This window comes from Streptomyces sp. Je 1-4 4N24, from assembly GCF_026239515.1.
In the GTDB taxonomy this organism is placed as follows: Bacteria; Actinomycetota; Actinomycetes; order Streptomycetales; family Streptomycetaceae; genus Streptomyces; species Streptomyces nigrescens.
Window position 1 is genome coordinate 6,930,728 of the sequence record NZ_CP110836.1, and the last position, 18,033, is coordinate 6,948,760.

Annotated in this window: 19 protein-coding genes; 12 read left to right on the forward strand and 7 right to left on the reverse strand. The window is 71.1% G+C overall.

Annotation, left to right across the window (positions count from 1 at the left end):
- Positions 1-17 precede the first annotated feature (17 nt).
- From sufD to SLV14N_RS30230, 10 genes are all read left to right on the forward strand, one after another.
- A complete protein-coding gene (sufD, locus tag SLV14N_RS30185) occupies positions 18-1,202 on the forward strand; it encodes a Fe-S cluster assembly protein SufD (RefSeq protein WP_018091859.1) in 1,185 nt (394 codons plus the stop codon).
- Complete coding sequence (locus SLV14N_RS30190; protein ID WP_018091858.1) at positions 1,199-1,516, forward strand: non-heme iron oxygenase ferredoxin subunit; 318 nt, start codon at positions 1,199-1,201, stop codon at positions 1,514-1,516. Before sufD ends, SLV14N_RS30190 begins: the two co-directional genes overlap by 4 nt.
- Before the next feature lie 7 nt (positions 1,517-1,523).
- Positions 1,524-2,288, forward strand: a complete 765-nt coding sequence (sufC, locus tag SLV14N_RS30195; protein WP_127150285.1) for a Fe-S cluster assembly ATPase SufC — start codon at positions 1,524-1,526, stop codon at positions 2,286-2,288.
- The gene (locus SLV14N_RS30200; protein WP_263271813.1) at positions 2,285-3,541 is read left to right on the forward strand and encodes a cysteine desulfurase; all 1,257 of its coding nucleotides are present in this window, start codon (positions 2,285-2,287) and stop codon (positions 3,539-3,541) included. The genes sufC and SLV14N_RS30200 overlap by 4 nt, the downstream gene beginning before the upstream one ends.
- 37 nt (positions 3,542-3,578) lie before the next feature.
- Positions 3,579-4,037 carry a Fe-S cluster assembly sulfur transfer protein SufU gene (sufU, locus tag SLV14N_RS30205; RefSeq protein WP_127150283.1) on the forward strand — a complete coding sequence of 153 codons (459 nt, stop codon included), beginning with the start codon at positions 3,579-3,581 and terminating at the stop codon, positions 4,035-4,037.
- Positions 4,034-4,369 carry a metal-sulfur cluster assembly factor gene (locus SLV14N_RS30210; protein ID WP_208685204.1) on the forward strand — a complete coding sequence of 112 codons (336 nt, stop codon included), beginning with the start codon at positions 4,034-4,036 and terminating at the stop codon, positions 4,367-4,369. Before sufU ends, SLV14N_RS30210 begins: the two co-directional genes overlap by 4 nt.
- Before the next feature lie 158 nt (positions 4,370-4,527).
- Positions 4,528-4,848, forward strand: coding sequence for a multidrug efflux SMR transporter (locus SLV14N_RS30215; RefSeq protein WP_208685206.1), 321 nt, complete (start codon positions 4,528-4,530; stop codon positions 4,846-4,848).
- A complete protein-coding gene (locus tag SLV14N_RS30220; RefSeq protein WP_263271814.1) occupies positions 4,848-5,387 on the forward strand; it encodes a TetR/AcrR family transcriptional regulator in 540 nt (179 codons plus the stop codon). Before SLV14N_RS30215 ends, SLV14N_RS30220 begins: the two co-directional genes overlap by 1 nt.
- Before the next feature lie 118 nt (positions 5,388-5,505).
- Complete coding sequence (gene dapD, locus SLV14N_RS30225; protein ID WP_263271815.1) at positions 5,506-6,504, forward strand: 2,3,4,5-tetrahydropyridine-2,6-dicarboxylate N-succinyltransferase; 999 nt, start codon at positions 5,506-5,508, stop codon at positions 6,502-6,504.
- A gap of 99 nt (positions 6,505-6,603) precedes the next feature.
- Positions 6,604-7,539 (forward strand): EI24 domain-containing protein, encoded by a 936-nt coding sequence (locus SLV14N_RS30230; protein WP_263271816.1) that lies wholly within the window; start codon positions 6,604-6,606, stop codon positions 7,537-7,539.
- Here the strand turns inward: SLV14N_RS30230 and dapA are convergent.
- From dapA to SLV14N_RS30245, 3 genes are all read right to left on the reverse strand, one after another.
- A complete protein-coding gene (dapA, locus tag SLV14N_RS30235; RefSeq protein ID WP_263271817.1) occupies positions 7,451-8,407 on the reverse strand; it encodes a 4-hydroxy-tetrahydrodipicolinate synthase in 957 nt (318 codons plus the stop codon). The two genes, SLV14N_RS30230 and dapA, sit on opposite strands and share 89 nt — an antisense overlap.
- Positions 8,408-8,553: 146 nt before the next feature.
- Complete coding sequence (locus SLV14N_RS30240) at positions 8,554-8,703, reverse strand: hypothetical protein (protein ID WP_018091848.1); 150 nt, start codon at positions 8,701-8,703, stop codon at positions 8,554-8,556.
- Positions 8,704-8,828: 125 nt separating this feature from the next.
- Positions 8,829-10,667, reverse strand: coding sequence for an endonuclease/exonuclease/phosphatase family protein (locus SLV14N_RS30245; protein ID WP_263271818.1), 1,839 nt, complete (start codon positions 10,665-10,667; stop codon positions 8,829-8,831).
- A 256-nt stretch (positions 10,668-10,923) separates the two neighbouring features.
- Here SLV14N_RS30245 and SLV14N_RS30250 point away from each other — a divergent pair, with 256 nt between their 5' ends.
- Both SLV14N_RS30250 and SLV14N_RS30255 read left to right on the forward strand, forming a co-directional pair.
- Complete coding sequence (locus SLV14N_RS30250; protein ID WP_263271819.1) at positions 10,924-12,438, forward strand: hypothetical protein; 1,515 nt, start codon at positions 10,924-10,926, stop codon at positions 12,436-12,438.
- A 199-nt stretch (positions 12,439-12,637) separates the two neighbouring features.
- A complete protein-coding gene (locus tag SLV14N_RS30255; protein WP_263271820.1) occupies positions 12,638-14,089 on the forward strand; it encodes a PhoX family protein in 1,452 nt (483 codons plus the stop codon).
- Positions 14,090-14,122: 33 nt separating this feature from the next.
- On the opposite strand, the gene SLV14N_RS30260 is transcribed toward SLV14N_RS30255, so the two are convergent.
- The 4 genes from SLV14N_RS30260 to SLV14N_RS30275 all read right to left on the reverse strand — a co-directional run bounded on the left by SLV14N_RS30260 (position 14,123) and on the right by SLV14N_RS30275 (position 17,838).
- A complete protein-coding gene (locus SLV14N_RS30260; protein ID WP_208685219.1) occupies positions 14,123-15,001 on the reverse strand; it encodes a class I SAM-dependent methyltransferase in 879 nt (292 codons plus the stop codon).
- A 325-nt stretch (positions 15,002-15,326) separates the two neighbouring features.
- A complete protein-coding gene (locus SLV14N_RS30265) occupies positions 15,327-16,571 on the reverse strand; it encodes a TerD family protein (protein WP_208685221.1) in 1,245 nt (414 codons plus the stop codon).
- Positions 16,572-16,638: 67 nt separating this feature from the next.
- On the reverse strand, positions 16,639-16,911 hold the full coding sequence (locus tag SLV14N_RS30270) for a GlsB/YeaQ/YmgE family stress response membrane protein (RefSeq protein ID WP_208685223.1): 273 nt from the start codon (positions 16,909-16,911) through the stop codon (positions 16,639-16,641).
- 117 nt (positions 16,912-17,028) lie between these two features.
- Entirely contained in the window at positions 17,029-17,838 is an 810-nt protein-coding gene (locus tag SLV14N_RS30275) for an NAD(P)-dependent oxidoreductase (RefSeq protein ID WP_208685225.1), read from the reverse strand.
- Between the last annotated feature and the right edge of the window lie 195 nt (positions 17,839-18,033).

Sequence of the window (18,033 nt, forward strand, 5' to 3'; positions counted from 1 at the left end):
CGAGCTAGACGACAGCCATGGCTGAGGCTCAGAACATCCCGGCGGGTTCCACGACCACCGGCTCCCTTGCGGTGGCCGCGGAGTCCACCGTCGCCACCCGGATGAGCGCCCCGCCGTCCTACGACGTGGCGGACTTCCCGGTGCCGCACGGCCGCGAGGAGGAGTGGCGCTTCACGCCCCTCGCGCGCCTGAAGGGCCTGCACGACGGCAGTGCCGCGGCCGGCGGCCCGGACCTGAAGATCGACATCACCGCTCCCGAGGGCGTCACCCACGAGCTGGTCGACCGCACCGACCCGCGGGTCGGCAAGGCCGGCAAGCCCGTGGACCGGGTCGCCGCCCAGGCGTACAGCTCGTTCGAGAAGGCCTCGGTGGTCTCGGTCCCCAAGGAGACCGTGCTCGCCGAGCCCATCCGGATCACCGTGCACGGCGAGGGCGGCACCGCCTTCGGCCACCAGGTCATCGAGCTCGGCGCGTTCGCCGAGGCGGTCGTCGTCATCGACCACACCGGTGACGCGGTGCTCGCCGCCAATGTCGACTACCTCCTCGGTGACGGCGCCAAGCTGACCGTCGTCTCCGTCCAGGACTGGGACGACCACGCCGTCCACGTCGGGCAGCACAACGCCCTCGTCGGCCGGGACGCCACCTTCAAGTCCGTGGTGGTCACCTTCGGCGGCGACCTCGTCCGGCTGCACCCCCGCGTCACCTACGCGGGCCCCGGCGGCGAGGCCGAGCTCTACGGTCTGTACTTCACCGAGCAGGGCCAGCACCAGGAGCACCGTCTCTTCGTCGACCACGAGGCGACCAACTGCCGCTCGAACGTCGTCTACAAGGGCGCGCTGCAGGGCCAGGACGCCCACGCGGTCTGGATCGGCGATGTCCTCATCCAGGCGGCGGCCACCGGCACGGACACCTACGAGCTCAACCGCAACCTCGTCCTCACCGACGGCGCGCGGGTCGACTCGGTGCCCAACCTGGAGATCGAGACCGGCGAGATCGTCGGCGCCGGCCACGCCTCGGCGACCGGCCGCTTCGACGACGAGCAGCTGTTCTACCTGATGGCCCGCGGTATCCCGGCCGACGAGGCCCGCCGACTGGTCGTCCGCGGCTTCTTCGCCGAGCTGGTTCAGCAGATCGGTCTCCCGGACGTCGAAGAGCGTCTGATGAGCAAGATCGAGGCCGAGCTGGAAGCGTCCGCGGCATGACGTACGTACGCGCAGCGGCGCTCAGCGAGCTGGAGGAGGACACCCCCAAGCGGGTGGAACTCGACGGCACGCCCGTCTCCCTGGTCCGCACCGAGGGAGAAGTCTTCGCGATCAACGACATCTGCTCGCATGCGAATGTCTCGCTCTCGGAAGGCGAGGTCGAGGACTGCTCGATCGAGTGCTGGCTGCACGGTTCGAGCTTCGACCTGCGCACCGGCAAGCCGAACGGCCTTCCCGCGACGCGCCCCGTCCCCGTATACCCCGTAAAGATCGAAGGGGACGACGTGCTCGTCTCCGTCACCCAGGAGTCCTGAGTTCCCCATGGCAACGCTTGAGATCCACGACCTGCACGTCTCCGTCGAGGCCGAGAACGGCCCGCGCGAGATCCTGAAGGGCGTCGACCTGACCGTGAAGCAGGGCGAGACGCACGCCATCATGGGCCCCAACGGCTCCGGCAAGTCCACCCTCGCCTACTCCCTCGCGGGTCACCCCAAGTACACGATCACCGGCGGCACCGTCACCCTCGACGGCGAGGACGTCCTGGAGATGTCCGTCGACGAGCGCGCACGGGCCGGCGTCTTCCTCGCCATGCAGTACCCGGTCGAGGTCCCCGGCGTCTCGGTCTCCAACTTCCTGCGGACCTCCGCGACCGCGATCCGCGGTGAGGCCCCCAAGCTGCGGCTGTGGGTCAAGGAGGTCAAGGAGGCCATGGAGCGCCTCCAGATGGACCCCGCCTTCGCCGAGCGCAACGTCAACGAGGGCTTCTCCGGCGGTGAGAAGAAGCGCCACGAGATCCTCCAGCTGGAGCTGCTCAAGCCGGCCATCGCGATCCTCGACGAGACCGACTCCGGCCTGGACGTCGACGCGCTGCGCACCGTCTCCGAGGGCGTCAACCGCGTCCGCGAGACCGGCGAGGTCGGCACCCTGCTGATCACCCACTACACGCGCATCCTGCGCTACATCAAGCCCGACCAGGTGCATGTGTTCGCCAACGGCCGGATCGCCGAGTCCGGCGGTGCCGAGCTTGCGGACAAGCTGGAGGCCGAGGGCTACGAGGCATACACGAAGGGTGGCGCAACCGCGTGACACAGCTGCCGGGCCTCCTCGACACAGAGGCGATCCGTAAGGACTTCCCCCTTCTGGACCGCCAGGTCCACGACGGGAAGAGGGTCGTGTACCTGGACAACGCGGCGACCTCGCAGAAGCCGCGTCAGGTCCTCGACGCCCTGAACGCCTACTACGAACGCCACAACGCCAACGTCCACCGCGGCGTGCATGTGCTCGCCGAGGAGGCCACGGCGCTGTACGAAGGCGCCCGCGACAAGGTGGCCGCCTTCATCAACGCCCCGAGCCGCGACGAGGTGATCTTCACCAAGAACGCCTCCGAGTCGCTCAACCTCGTGGCCAACATGCTCGGCTGGGCCGATGAGCCCTACCGCGTGGACCGTGAGACCGAGATCGTCATCACGGAGATGGAGCACCACTCCAACATCGTCCCGTGGCAGCTGCTCTCACAGCGCACCGGCGCGAAGCTGAAGTGGTTCGGCATCACCGATGACGGCCGCCTCGACCTGTCCAACATCGACGAGATCATCACCGAGAAGACGAAGATCGTCTCCTTCACGCTGGTCTCCAACATCATGGGCACGATCAACCCGGTCGAGACGATCATCCGCCGCGCCCAGGAGGTCGGCGCGCTGGTCTGCATCGACGCCTCGCAGGCCGCCCCGCACATGGTGCTGGACGTGCAGGCGCTGCAGGCCGACTTCGTGGCCTTCACCGGCCACAAGATGTGCGGCCCGACCGGTATCGGCGTCCTCTGGGGCCGCCAGGAGCTGCTGGAGGACCTCCCGCCGTTCCTCGGTGGCGGCGAGATGATCGAGACCGTCTCGATGCACTCCTCGACCTATGCGCCCGCCCCGCACAAGTTCGAGGCCGGTACGCCCCCGATCGCCCAGGCCGTCGGCCTCGGCGCGGCCGTGGACTACCTCACCTCGATCGGCATGGACAACATCGCCGCGCATGAGCACACGATCACCGAGTACGCCGTCAAGCGGCTGCTGGAGGTCCCCGACCTGCGCATCATCGGCCCGAGCACGGCCGAGGACCGCGGGGCGACGCTCTCCTTCACGCTCGGCGACATCCATCCCCACGACGTAGGCCAGGTGCTGGACGAGCAGGGCATCGCGGTCCGGGTGGGTCACCACTGCGCCCGGCCGGTCTGCCTGCGCTTCGGAATTCCGGCGACCACGCGAGCGTCGTTCTATCTGTACTCCACGCCCGCCGAGGTCGACGCCTTGGTCGAGGGCCTGGAGCACGTCCGCAACTTTTTCGGATAACCAAGCACAGCGGATGAGGACGAGGACTGACTGAGCCGTGAAGCTGGATTCCATGTACCAGGACGTCATCCTGGACCACTACAAGCACCCCCATGGGCGCGGTCTTCGGGACGGCGACGCCGAGGTGCACCATGTCAACCCCACGTGCGGTGACGAGATCACGCTGCGCGTGCGGCTCGACGGCGCGACGATTGAGGATGTCTCCTACGAGGGCCAGGGCTGCTCCATCAGCCAGGCCAGCGCGTCGGTGCTCAACGAGCTCCTGGTGGGCAAGCAGCTCGGCGACGCACAGAAGATCCAGGAGACGTTCCTGGAGCTGATGCAGTCCAAGGGCCAGGTGGAGCCGGATGACGCGATGGAGGAGATCCTGGAGGACGCGGTGGCGTTCGCCGGTGTCTCCAAGTACCCGGCGCGTGTGAAGTGCGCGCTGCTCAGTTGGATGGCCTGGAAGGACGCCACGGCCAAGGCCCTCTCCGAGGAGGCGAAGACCGCATGACCGACACTCCGACCACCACGAAGCCTGCCTCCGAGGAGGAGGTCCGCGAGGCGCTGTACGACGTCGTGGACCCCGAGCTGGGCATCGATGTCGTCAACCTGGGGCTGATCTACGGCGTTCACATCGACGACGCCAATATCGCCACCATCGACATGACGCTGACCTCGGCGGCCTGTCCGCTGACCGACGTCATCGAGGACCAGGCGAAGTCCGCCACGGACGGCATCGTCAACGAGCTGAAGATCAACTGGGTCTGGATGCCCCCGTGGGGCCCGGACAAGATCACCGACGACGGCCGCGAGCAGCTCCGCGCGCTGGGCTTCAACGTCTGAGACGCCGGCACCCAAGGATCGAGCCGATACGGCCGTGCCCCCGCAGAATGCGGCGGGCACGGCCGTTTCGCTGTCCCGGGGCGCGTGCGGCCGGTCCGCCAAGCGTGGCCGGAAAGCGCTGTGTACGTCCGTACGCAACGTTGTGTACGCTCGTACGCATGCCCTATCTGACACTCGCTGCCGCGATCCTCTCCGAGGTGCTCGCGACCACCGCCATGAAGTACACCGACGGCTTCAGCAGGCTGTGGCCGTCGGTGGGGACGGCGCTGGGCTATCTGCTCGCCTTCGCGCTGCTCGCCCAGACGCTCAAGTCGATGAGCGTCGGGACCGCGTACGCCATCTGGTCCGGCGCCGGGACGGCGGTGATCGCCGCGATCGGGATGGTGTTCCTGGGAGAGAGCGCCACCGCGCTGAAGGTCCTCGGCGTGCTGCTGGTCATCGCCGGCGTCGTGGTGCTGAACCTGGACGGGGCGCACTGATGGCCCGGCGCTACGACCCGGACCGGCGGCAGCGGATCATCGACGCGGCGATCACCGTGGTCGGCGAGCGCGGCATCGCCGGGCTCAGCCACCGGTCCGTGGCCGCCGCGGCGGACGTTCCGCTCGGCTCGACCACCTACCACTTCGCGACCCTGGACGAGCTGCTGGTCGCCGCGCTGCGGCAGTCCAACGTCGTGTGCCTGGACGACTTCGCGCGCTGGGTCGACGGCATCGACCCGGCGGCACCGCTCGCCGAGGAGGTCGCGAGGCTGGTCGAGGACACGCTGACCGGTGACCGCAGACGGATGGAGCTGGAGTACGAGCTGTATCTGGCGGCGCTGCGGCACGAGGCGGTGCGGCCGATCGCCGCCGAATGCCTGGACGAGATGGTGCGGCTGCTCGGACAGCGGATCGGCGATCTGCGCACGGCGCGGACGGTGGTGGCCCTCACCGACGGGCTGGTGTTGCAGCATCTGCTGACCGGGCAGCCCTTCGACCCCGAGGCGGTGCGGGCCGGGCTGGCCGGGGTGCTGGCCTGAGCCGCCCGGCGGCGGGCCGTCTTCCAGGCCCTGCGGGCGGGGTGGTGCGCCCCCGTGACCCGGCCCGATCGCTGAGACCGGTTCGCCTCGGCGGGCGCCCTCCGGTTAGGTTTCGAACATGACCGAAGCTGCTACCTCCCGTACGACCGGCGCCGTCGCCGCCGGGCTCGCCACCGTCACCTCCGACGGCACCGTTCTCGACACCTGGTTCCCGTCGCCCGAGCTGGCCGCGGCGACCGCCGACCTCGGCCCCGCCGGCACCGAGCGCCTCGACGACGAGCGCGCCACCGAACTGCTGGGCGCCGCCGTGCTCAAGGCGATCGGTCCCGACCCGGTCCGCGAGGTCGAGGTCGTCGCCGTCCGGACGGTCATCGCCTCCCTCGACGACAAGCCGCTGGACGCCCATGACGCGTATCTGCGCCTCCACCTGCTCAGCCACCGGCTGGTCAAGCCGCACGGGCAGAACCTGGAGGGCGTCTTCGGCCTGCTGGCCAACGTCGCCTGGACCTCGCTGGGCCCGGTGGCCGTCGACCAGGTGGAGACGGTGCGGCTGAACGCCCGCGCCGAGGGGCTGCACCTGATGGTCACCGGCATCGACAAGTTCCCGCGGATGACGGACTATGTCGCGCCCGCCGGGGTGCGGATCGCGGACGCCGACCGGGTGCGCCTGGGCGCGCACCTCGCGGCCGGCACCACCGTCATGCACGAGGGCTTCGTCAACTTCAACGCCGGGACGCTGGGCACCTCCATGGTCGAGGGCCGGATCAGCGCGGGTGTGGTCATCGGCGACGGCTCCGACATCGGCGGCGGCGCCTCCACCATGGGCACCCTGTCCGGCGGTGGCAAGCAGATCATCTCGATCGGTGAGCGCTGCCTGCTCGGCGCCGAGTCGGGTATCGGTATCGCGCTGGGCAACGAGTGCGTCGTCGAGGCCGGTCTGTACGTCACGGCCGGCACCCGGGTCACGCTGCCCGACGGCCAGATCGTCAAGGCCCTGGAGCTCTCCGGCGCGGACAACATCCTCTTCCGCCGCAACTCCACCACCGGCACCGTCGAGGCCCGCCCGAACAAGGCGGACTGGGGCGGTCTCAACGAGGTTCTGCACAGCCACAACTGAGCGGACACGGTCGCACCACGGCCCGGCGGGCATCCCGCCGGGCCGTTGATGTCGCCACCCGGGTCCCGGGGCCGGCCGGACGCCGATAGGCTTGCGCCCATGCGTGATCTTGTAGCGGGGATGCGGTATCTGGGCAAGGGGCAGCGCTGGGTCGCCCAGCACGGCCGGTGGTGGGGATTCGGGCTGATTCCGGCCCTGATCGCCCTGGTGCTGTACGTCGCGGTGCTCACCGTGCTCGCCCTCTGGTCCGGGGACATCGCGGCCTGGGCGACGCCGTTCGCCGACGACTGGGGCTCGCCCTGGCAGGGGCTGCTGCGCGGGGTGTTCGTGGGGCTGCTGTTCGCCGGCGGGCTCATGCTGATGGTGCTGACATTCACCGCGGTCACCCTGCTGATCGGCGACCCCTTCTACGAGTCGCTCTCGGAGAAGGTCGAGGAGTCCGAGGGGAACTGTCCGCCGTCCCCGGACCGGCCGGTGTGGCAGGAGATCTGGATCGCGCTGCGGGACAGCGTCCATGTGCTGCTGCGGGCCGCCGGCTTCGGGGTCCTGCTGTTCGTCCTCGGGTTCGTGCCGTTCATCGGGCAGACCGTGATCCCCGCCATCGGCTTCTGTGTCTCCGGCTTCTTCCTCGCCGTCGAGCTGACCTCGGTGGCCATGCAGCGCCGGGACATCCCGGTGCGCGAGCGGCTCCGGCTGCTGCGCGGCCGCAAGGCGCTCGCGGTCGGCTTCGGCACCCCCATCGTGCTGCTGTTCCTGATCCCGTTCATCGCGGTGGTGCTGATGCCGGGCGCGGTCGCCGGTGCGACGCTGCTCGTCCGGGACCTGGTGCCGGACGAGCAGGAGCCGTCGGCACCGGAGCAGGCCGCCGGGCAGGGAGGCGCCGCGGCTCCGTACGGGCAGCCGGGTGCGCCGGGCGCCTACGGGCCGCCGCCCGCGTCCTTCCCGCCTAACCAGGGACCGCCGCAGGCACCGCCGTCGCCGCGTCCGCAGTCCGGTCCAGGGTCGTCTGCAGCGCGTCCGCCAGCCGGCTGGTGAGCTCGGCGTCCGCCGCCAGCAGCGGACCGCGCACCGGCCCCGCCGGCAGCCCCAGGTGGTTGAGCAGCGCCTTCACGGTGACCGTGCCGGGGTTCTCCCCGCCGGTCACCGCCTCGATGAGCGGGACCAGGGCGAGCTGCCGGCGGGCCGCTCCGGCCGTGTCGCCGGCGTCGTAGGCGTCCAGGAGGGCGCGTACCGCCCGGGGTGCGGCATTGGCGGCGGTGCTGACGCAGCCGCTGCCGCCGAGCGCCCGTAGCGGCAGGATCTGTTCGTCGCAGCCCGCGTAGTAGGCCAGGTCCGTCGCGGCCAGCACCTTCGCGGACTTCAGCGGGTCGTAGGCGCAGTCCTTGACCGCCGCGATCCGCGGGTGGGCGGCGAGCCGCAGCAAGGTCCTGGCGGTCAGCGCGGTGCCGGTGCGGCCCGGGATGTCGTAGAGCATCACCGGCAGTCCGGTGGCGTCCGCGACCGTCCGCAGATGGTGGCTGACGGCCTCCTGGGTGGGCCGCGAGTAGTACGGCGTGACCACCAACAGGCCGTGTGCGCCCGCCCGTTCGGCACCGCGGGCCAACGAGACGGTGTGCCGGGTGTCGCTGGTGCCGACCCCCGCGACGATGCGCGCCCGGTTGCCGACGGCCTCGGCCACGGCCCGCAGCAGGGTCTCCTTCTCGGCGTCCGAGGTGGTCGGGGACTCCCCGGTGGTGCCGCTCAGCACCAGTGCGTCGCAGCCGCCGTCGTCGACGAGGTGGGTGGCGAGCCGCTGCGCGCCGTCCGTGTCGAGCGAGCCGTCGGCGGTGAACGGGGTGATCATGGCAGCCGCGAGACGCCCGAAGGGCGCTGCGGGGGCGCAGAGGGTGGTCATTGCGTTCATGTCAGAAGTGTGAGGGCGCCTCATATTTCACGTCCACTTAGTTGTGCTTGGGTGATTTATTAAGCAGCGCTACGCCAGTAGGACCGGAAACGTGAAGCGGCCGCCGCACCCTTCGGTGCGACGGCCGCTCGGGCATCACAGGCCCATCACGCGCCAGTCAGGCCATTCCGCGAACGCTTCAGGTCCTGGGTCCGCTCGGCGGCGGACTCCTCCGACGACTTCGGCTTCCGCTGGTCGGTGCGCCGCTCGGCGGCACGGTCCTTGTTGCCCGACTTACGGTTCTGGGACTTCGGCATGATGACTCCCTATGTCTCGCCGAATGCTTCTTACCTGCCCAGTACCGCACCCCCCGCGGCAGTTGGCCCCCGGACGTGGGCCGGTCGGGTGACGGGGGAGTCACACGAAGTGACGTCCCGCGGTGCTACGGCCGGATCCGCAGGACCTGCGGATCGTGGTCGCTGGCCTGGTCGGCGTACTCGGCGTTGAGGTGCACGATGTCGTAGTCGGCCCGGGCCAGCGGGCGGCTGGTGAGCATGTGGTCCAGCACCTGCGAATTGCCGTTGAAGACATAGCCGTAGCGCTCGGCCCGCGGGAGCCGGCCGACCTGGTCGGTGAGCACACCGCCGGCGGTGAGCTGCTTCAGGGCCGGCGAGAACTGGTAGTCGTTGAGGTCACCGGCCACCACCACACCGGCCTTCGGGTCCTTGGCCAGCAGCTCCTTGACGAACTGGTTGACCAGCCCGGCCTGTGCGGTGCGCTGGGTCTCCGAGCTCCGGGCCGGTGGCTGGAAACGGCTGTCCAGGCCCTGGTCGCCGCCCTTGGAGTTGAAGTGGTTGGCGATCACGAACACCCGGCTCCCCGGGCGGCTCTTGAGCGAGAACTGGCCGACAAGGGGCTTGCGGCTGGCCTTCCACGCCGGATCGGCCGGCGCGATCCGGCCCGGCGACGCGGACAGGGTGGCCTTGCCGTGGTCGCCGACCACCTTCACCGGGGTGGTGGCGTCGCCGCCCTTGATGTCCGTGAACGAGACCCGCTCGGGGTTGAACAGGAACGCCACCCGGATGTTGCCGCCGGGCTGGCCGCCGTCCTGGCCGTTGACCGGGTCGATCTGCCGCCACTCGTACGCCGGGCCGCCGGCCGCCTTGACGGCGTCGGTGAGCTTCTTGAGGGTCGCCCCGGCGGTGACCACGCCGTTGTCGGTGGCGCCGTTGTCGTCCTGGACCTCCTCCAGCGCGACCACGTCCGGCGTGGCGAGGTGGTCCACCAGTCCCTTCGCCAGCCGGTCGAACTTGGCCTGCGGGGTGCTGGGGGAGAGGTTCTCGACGTTGTAGGTGGCCACCGCCAGCTCGTCGGACTTCTGCTTGCGGGTCTTCTCCGGCTCCGGGCCGTGGTCGGTCGGCTTGCCCAGCTCGGTGGCCTGCAGCGAGTAGCCGCCGAAGCTGTCGTAGTCCAGCGGTCCGGCGGTGGAGCCGGTCAGCTCGTCGCCGACATCGGCCACCGGGAACGGCTGCTGCGCGAAGGGGATCAGGGACGCCACCTTGACCCGGCCGCCGTTGGGGTCCGTGTACGAGCCGTAGAGCGTGCCGCCGCGGGCCGTGCGGTGGCGCTTCGGCTCGGCGGTCACCCACAGCTCGTGGTGGGTGCTGGTCGCCCCGACGACCGGCGCGTTCGACACCGCGACGCGCATGCCCTCCAGCGACTCGTACCGGTCCAGGGCGTACGAGGCGGGGCGCAGCTTCAGCGGCTCGATGCTCTTGCCGTCCGCGTCGGGGGCGTAACGGTTCGGCACCGAGGCCGCGTTGAGCTTGAAGGCGGCCGGCAGCGGGGCGTCCGCGGAGCCGGTCTTCCAGGTCGCGTCGGTGATCTCGGTGACCGACTGCAGACCGGCGTCCTTGCCGCCGGGGTAGTACTCGCTGACCGTGCCGGAGAAGGTGATCGCGTCGCCGACCGCGACCTTCGGCGTCTCCTTGCCGGTGAAGACGAAGACCGCCTCGCTGGTGGCCGGGTTCTTGTCCGGGTGCGGGTCCTGCACCCAGAAGCCGCGCGCCGAGCCGAACGAGCGGATCGCGGTGACCGTACCGGGCACCTCGCTGACCTGCTGTCCGGCCAGCGGGGATATTCGGGTGCTGCCCTGGATGTCGTGGATCCGGGCGCCGGCCGCGGAGGCCGACTGCGTGGCGGTCAGCAGTCCGCCGGCCAGGGCGGCGCAGACCACCGCGCTGACGGCGGCCGGTCTGCGGAGCGAGCGACGGGACGGCATGCATGCCTCCGAGAGGTATGGGGGGTGGCTGGGACACCGTGGGTACGGTGCGGGACCGGCGCGCGCTACGCGCGTCGATCTGCGTCAATCTCTTGTGCACGTAAGGGAGTTGTCAAGCTTCTCCGGGTAACCGGGAGGGGGCCCGGGGGTGAACCGTCCGAGATACGGAGAATTCCGTCTACGCTTGGGCGGCGCACTCCCAGCTACCGCTGGGAGGTACCCCCAGCCGCAGTCCGTCCGAGGAGCTGAGCAGCCGATGTCCGCAGACCGCCCCACCCTGCCGCCGGTGCGGCTGCACTCCGAAGCGGAACTGGCCCGGGACGCGCTGAGCGCGCCCCTGATGGCCCGCGCCGCGAAACTCGCCCGCTGGGCCGAGCGCGGCGTCCCGGTCGGCGTCGGCGGCCAGATCCTGGAGGAGCCGCTGGCCGCCGCCACCGAGCACCTCGGCCTGACCGGCGACGAGGACGGTCCCGCCTACACCGCCGAGGCCTGGCAGCTCGCGGTGGACACCGGGCTCGTGGAGATCACGGAGACCGAGGAGAGCGAGGACGGCGCCGACCTCCCCGACGACGCCGCGGCCGGTATCGCCACCCCCGGCGAGGAGCTCGGCCTGCTCACCTCCGGCAGCCCGCAGGACATCCTCGACATCTGGCTCGGCGGCATGGAGACCGTGCTCGCCGACGCGGCCGCACCCGACCTCGCCGACCTCGCCGACCAGCTCACCGAGGGCGGCGAACTGGACCTGGACGCGCTCGACTGGAACCCGGAGGAGGAGGCCGAGCTGCTGGACGGCATCCTCGGCAATCTCTATCTGCTGACGGCCCTGAACGAGCGCCCTGACCAGGAGGTTCCGCTGCCCGCGCTGGCCGCCTCCATGATCGTCCCGGACGATATGGACGAGCCCACGGACGATGTCCTCGAAGAGGTCTCCGAGGCGATGATGCGCCTGGACGACCAGTTCCGGGTGCTGGAGCCGATCGGTCTGGTCGCCTACCAGCCCGTCGACGAGGCGCTCATCGAGGAGCTCGACGAGGACGGCGAGACGGTCCTCCCCCAGGGGCCGGGGGGAACCTCCGCCGCCGAGCCGCTGACCGACGAGGACGTCTCCCGCTACGGCCTGGTCCGCCTCACCCCGCTCGGTGTCTACGCCGTCCGCGCCCGGATGCTGGACGCGGGCGTGCACGCCCCCGCGGTCGGTGACCTCACCGACAAGGGCGCCGATGCCCTCCTGGACGCGCTGCCCGACTACCCCGAGGCGCTCGCCCAGGCCGAGTCCGAGCTCTGGCTCACCGCCCGTACGCCCCTCGACGCCGCCCGGGACCTGCTCGCGGCCGCCCGCGGCGACGACGAGCGTGCCCCGCGCCGCCGGCTCGCCGCCCAGCAGACCCTCTCGCTGGTCTCGCCGGACGCCGAGGCCGCGCTGCGCGAGGTGCTCGACGACCGGCAGCTCGGCGGCCTGGCCCGGGTCTGGCTCGCCGAGCGCGCGCTGCCCGGCATCCCCGAGCCGTCCCAGGAGATGATCTTCTGGCTGACGGTGGACACCATCGCGGCGCAGCTGGACAGCGCCGACGAGGAGGCCACGACCGAGCTGCGTGACCTGGTGCGGGGCCTGACCGAGCAGCACAGCGGATTCTTCGACACCGCCTGGCGGGTGGACCACCCGGCCACCGCCGACGTCCTGGAGGCCATGGGCCGGCTGCACCCGGACAAGAAGGCCGCCAAGGAGGCCCGCAAGGCCGCGTTCAAGGCACGCTCGCGCCAGTCGGGCTGAAGCCCCAGCGGGGCCGGGCCGGGCGGTGTCACCCACGCCCAGGGGCCGGTCCGGCGACCAGGACCGCAATGGTCCGGTCGCCGGACGGGCCCCAACTGCTTCCTGGATGTCGCGCCGCGTTCAACTGGAGTTCGATGGCACACGAGAGCGTGTGCCCGTAGGGACAGGGGAGAAGAAACCGGCCATCCAGGAGATGACAATGCCGCTCACCCGCAGAGATTTCGCCAAGCGTTCCGCCCTCACCGGTGCGGGAGTCGCACTGGCCGGCAGCGTCGGCGTACTGGCGACCGCGCCCGGGGCCATCGGCGCGGAGACACCGGACGGAGGCGCGGACGGCGCGGCGGACGGGGACGGTATCGGCTACGGCCCGCTGATCGCGGACCCGGACGGCATCCTCGCGCTGCCCGCAGGGTTCTCGTACAAGATCATCACCCGGACCGGGGTCACCAAGCTCGACAGTGGCGAGTCCACCCCGTCCAACCACGACGGCACCGGCACCTTCGAGGGCCCCCGCGGCACCACCCTCCTGGTCAACAACCACGAGCTGAAGGGCCCGCGCGCCGACTGGCCGCACCCGGTGCCGCTGGCCGAAGGACTGGTCTACGACCCGGCGGCGTCCGGCGGCTGCACCGTCGTCGAGGTCGCCAAGGACGGCACCCCGGTCGGCGAGTGGGTCGGCATCGCCGGTACGTCCACCAACTGCGCGGGCGGCACCACCCCGTGGGGCACCTGGCTCACCGGCGAGGAGACCGAGGACAAGGCCGGCGAGCACGGCATGACCAAGGACCACGGTTATGTCTTCGAGGTCGACCCCCACGACCGCAGGGCCGGCCGCGACCCCAAGCCCCTCAAGGCACTGGGCCGTTATGCCCACGAGGCCGTCGTCGTCGACCCCAAGCGCGGCCACCTCTACCTGACCGAGGACGCCGACACCCCCAACGGCCTCTTCTACCGCTGGACCCCGCCGCACGGCTTCCGCCACGGCCGCGGTCAGCTGCGCTCGCTCGCCGGTGACGCGGGTGTGCTGGAGGCCTTCAAGTGCTTCGACTCCGGCGGCCGGTTCGTCGACGACCTCTCGCGCGCCACCAAGGCCGGCACCGTCTACGGCGTCGACTGGGTCGAGGTCGCCGACCGTGACGCCCGTAAGGTCTCGGTGCGCAAGCAGTTCAAGGACGGTGAGATCACCCGCGCCCGCAAGCTGGAGGGCCTGTGGTGGGCGGACGGCGGCGCCTACGTGGTGTCCTCCTACGCCCGTGACGAGAGCCCCGTCCAGCACGACGGACAGGTCTGGTTCTACGACCCGCGGCGGCGGACCCTGACCCTGAAGGTGCTGCTGGGCGTCAACCCCGACCCGTCCAAGGACGGCGCGCTCGACGGCCCCGACAACATCACCGTCTCGCCCTACGGCGGGCTGATCATCTCCGAGGACGGCGAGGGCGTTCAGCACCTCTTCGGGGCCACCGACGACGGCCGGACCTACCCGATCGCCCGTAACGAGCTCAACATCGGTACCGCGGCCGAGCCCGAGTTCAGCGAGTTCACCGGGCCGGTGTTCTCCCAGGACGGGCAGACGCTGTTCGCCAACATCCAGGAGCCCGGCATCATGCTGGCCATCACCGGGCCGTGGAAGCGGCAGCGCCGGCAGCGCTAGCCGGACAGCGGTAGCCGTACGGCCGGCGGCGGCTCAGCCGGCCGCCGCCGTCAGGACGTAGTAGTCCAGCAGACCGGTCTCGTACGCGGTCAGATAGCGGCGCGGCCACTCGTCGTCGCGGAGCTCCGGCTGCTGGGCCATATAGCGGTCGTAGGGCTCCCAGACCCCGTCGCCGATCGACCTGACCCGCACCTCCCGCAGCCCCGCGGCGGCCAGCGTCCCGGCGACCTCGTCGACCACGTGCGGGACGTCCAGGCCGTCGGCGTACGGGGGCAGCAGCGCGGGCAGGGCGCGGGCGGCGGCCCGGGTGCGGGCGAAGAAGGTGGTCAGCGCCAGCCGGCCTCCCGGGCGCAGCACCCGTGCGGCCTCCCGGGCGAAACCGGGCAGATCGCGGAAGTGCTGCGCCGCCTCGACGGAGAACAGGCAGTCGACACAGCCGTCGGGGAGTGGGATGTCCTGGGCGGCGCCCAGGAGGAACTCCAGCCGGCCGGGGGCGTCCGCGGACGCGGCGAGCAGTTCCGCGTTGGCCTCCCGGGCACGGGCGATCTGGTCGGGGTGGGCGTCCAGCCCGATGACCGTCCCCAGGCCGAACTCCCGCAGCGCCAGCGCACAGCCCAGCCCACGTCCGCAGCCGACGTCCAGGGCGGTGCCGCCCCGCGGCCGGTCGAAGGTGCCGAGCACCAGGCGGTAGAGGTCCTCCTCGCTGCGTACCCGGTCGGCCCGGGTCAGCCCCCGGTCCGCGGGTCCGGGCAGGCCCGTCCAGTAGCCGAAATTGATGAAGCCGCCGGCGAAGGCGGGGACGGTGCTGAGGTCGAGCTCGCCGTAGACCCGCGCGACCCGGTCGGGAAGGTCCGGGGGCGCTGGGCCGTCCGGGGGCTCCGCGGGTCCGGCCGGCGGCGGCTGCTGCGTCATCGAACGCTCCTCGTGCGTGCCGTGGGGGACATCCCGTGACGGGCTCTGCCGTGACGGGGTGTGGGGGAACGGGGGAATCCCGGGGGCGTGCGGACGGGGAATCCCGGGGGCGTGCGGAGACGGAGGGAGAGGTGCTGAGCTCGACGGTACGGACCACACAATTCTCGATCCTGGACCGTTCCCGCACCAGGGAAGACCGTCCGCCTGCGGCGGCGCCACGGGGACACGGCGGATCCGGCGCGGCGCGCGGAGCGGCCCGGGGTGAGCCGCAGCGGCCCGCTTCCCTGACGGCGGCGGGGCCGTCAGGAAAGCGGGCGTCACGGGTTCACAGCGCCTTGCCGGCCGGTTTGACCATGCCGCGGACCGTGCGGGCGTCGACGTACTCGCCCAGTGCGGTCATCTCCCACTCGCCGGAGAACTGGCGGATGAGCTTGGCCATCATCACGCCCGTACGGGGCTCCGAGTGGGTGAGGTCGAAGCGGACCAGCTCCTCGCCGCTCTGGGCGTCCAGCAGGCGGCAGTAGGCCTTGGCGACATCGGAGAACTTCTGGCCGGAGAAGGAGTTCACGACGAAGACCAGGCCCGTCACCTCCGGGGGCAGCCCGCCGAGGTGGACGGTGATCGCCTCGTCGTCGCCGGCGCCCTCACCGGTGAGGTTGTCGCCGGAGTGCTGGATCGCGCCGCCCAGGATCATCAGCTTGCCGAAGAAGCAGTTGTCGACCTTCTTGCGGTCCGGGCCGTAGGCGATGACGGAGGCGTCCAGGTCGATGCTCTTGCTGCGGAAGGCGGGCTCCCAGCCGAGGCCCATCCGGACCGAGCTGAGCAGCGGGCTGCCGCCCTTGACCAGGGAGACGGTCTGGTTCTTCTGGAGGCTGACACGGCCCTTGTCGAGGTTGATCTTGCCCGGGGCGGCCGGTGCGGCCGGAGCGGCGGCGGGGGCCGGGGGCGCGGCCGGCGGGGCGACCGGGGCCGGGGTGCCGGCGGGCGGTCCCCACTGGCCGGCCGGGGCCGCGGGCGCCGCGGGTGCCGGCGGAGCGGGGGGTGCCTGCGGGGCGGCGGCGGGTGCGGCCGGTTCCTCCACGCTGACGCCGAAGTCGGTGGCGATCCCCGCCAGGCCGTTGGCGTAGCCCTGGCCGACCGCGCGGACCTTCCAGGCGCCGCCGCGGCGGTAGATCTCGACGACCACGAGCGCGGTCTCGGTGCCCAGCTGGGGCGGGGTGAAGGACGCGAGGACGCTGCCGTCGTCGGCGTTGCGGACCGTGCCGGTCGGCTCGGTGCCGGCGAAGGTCGCGCCGGGCTGGTCCAGGCTCGCGGTGACCACGATCTTCTCGATGCCGTCGGGCACCGCGGCGGTGTCCACCGTGATGGTGTCGCCGCCGCCGGCCGCCGCGGAGTGCGTCACGCCCGGCCCGGCGGGCTGGTTGTAGAACACGAAGTCGTCGTCGGAGCGCACCTTGCCGTCGGCGGCCAGCAGCAGGCCCGATACGTCCAGCCGCACGGGGGCGGTGACGTCCACCGCCACCCGCACGGCACTGAGCGGGAGGTTCGAGCCAGGAGTCATAGCGGTCATGCCGTGCTCAACGATCGGCTCACCTTTGCGGTTCCATTACCTACGGCCCGATGGCCGCCCGGCCCTTTCACCGGCGTTCGCGGGAGTTGCCGAAGAGCAGCCGGTAGGCGATCAGCAGGACCAGGGCCCCGGCGATCGAGGCGACCCACATTCTCGGCTCGCCGAAGTCCTTCGGGATCGGCTCGTGCAGAAACTTGGTGGAGAGCCAGCCGCCGATGAAGGACCCCACGATGCCGATCAGGGTTGTGCCGATGAGCCCGCCCGGGTCCCGTCCCGGCAGCAGAACCTTGGCGATGACGCCCGCGATCAGCCCGAGTACGAGCCAGCTGACGATGCCCATGATGCGTTCCTCGTTCCTGCGCGGAGAATTCGGTACGTAGACGAGGACGCCGGCCGGGCGGCACGGGTTCCGTGGCAGGTCCCGCGTGGTGTTCCGTACGCCACCGGGGTGCGCCGGTCAGTGCGGCCACCGGGGCGGATCGGTGCAGAAGGCGCCGCCGAGACGGTCGTGGGCGGGGTTTTCAGGGTCCAGCGGGCCCTGGGCGGCGAGCAGCTCCGCCGCGTACGGCTCGGAGTCGTCCTGCGGTGTGTACCCCAGGGCGCGGGCGGTCGACAGGTCCCACCACAGGCGGGTGTTGGCGGAGGAGCCGTAGACGACGGTGTGGCCCACGCCGGGCGCGGTGAGCGCGGCGTCCAGCAGCCGTGCGCAGTCGGCCGGGCTCAGCCAGATCGACAGCATCCGAACCGACGTCGGCTCGGGGAAGCAGGAGCCGATCCGGACCGAGACGGTCTCGATGCCGTGCAGGTCCCAGTAGAGCGAGGCGAGGTCCTCGCCGAAGCCCTTGGACAGGCCGTAGTAGGTGTCGGGGCGGCGGGGTGTGTCGACGGGGATGGCGCCGGAGCCGTCCGCGGGGCGCGGGGTGAAGCCGACCGCGTGGTTGGAGGAGGCGAAGACGACACGGCGGACACCGGCCGCGCGCGCCGCCTCGTACAGGCGGTAGGTGCCCTCGATGTTGGCGCGCAGGATCTTCTCGAACCGGGCCTCCAGGGAGATACCGGCGAGATGGACGATCGCGTCGACCCCGTGCACCGCCTCGCGCAGCGCCTCCGTATCGGCCAGCTCGGCGGTGATCGCGTCCGGTGCGCCCTCGACGGGCCGCTGGTCGAAGAGGCGCAGCCGGTAGCCGTACGGCGGCAGCAGCTCACGCATCAGGGTGCCGAGCCCGCCGGCGGCGCCGGTGAGCAGAACGGTGCGGGGTGCGGTCATGGGCGGCGACTCCTCCGGCAGCGCAGCAAGGCTGCATGTGTGGATGTCATTCAGATGCGTGGACACCGTAGAAAGCTGGATCTTGGCCGGTCAAGACGCTTGACGGGTGGTGTGAATCGGCTTGTGGCACGGCAGTTGTGGCACCTTGACCGGTGCGGTACGGCTGCTCTAGCGTGGCGCCGTTCAGAAATATGG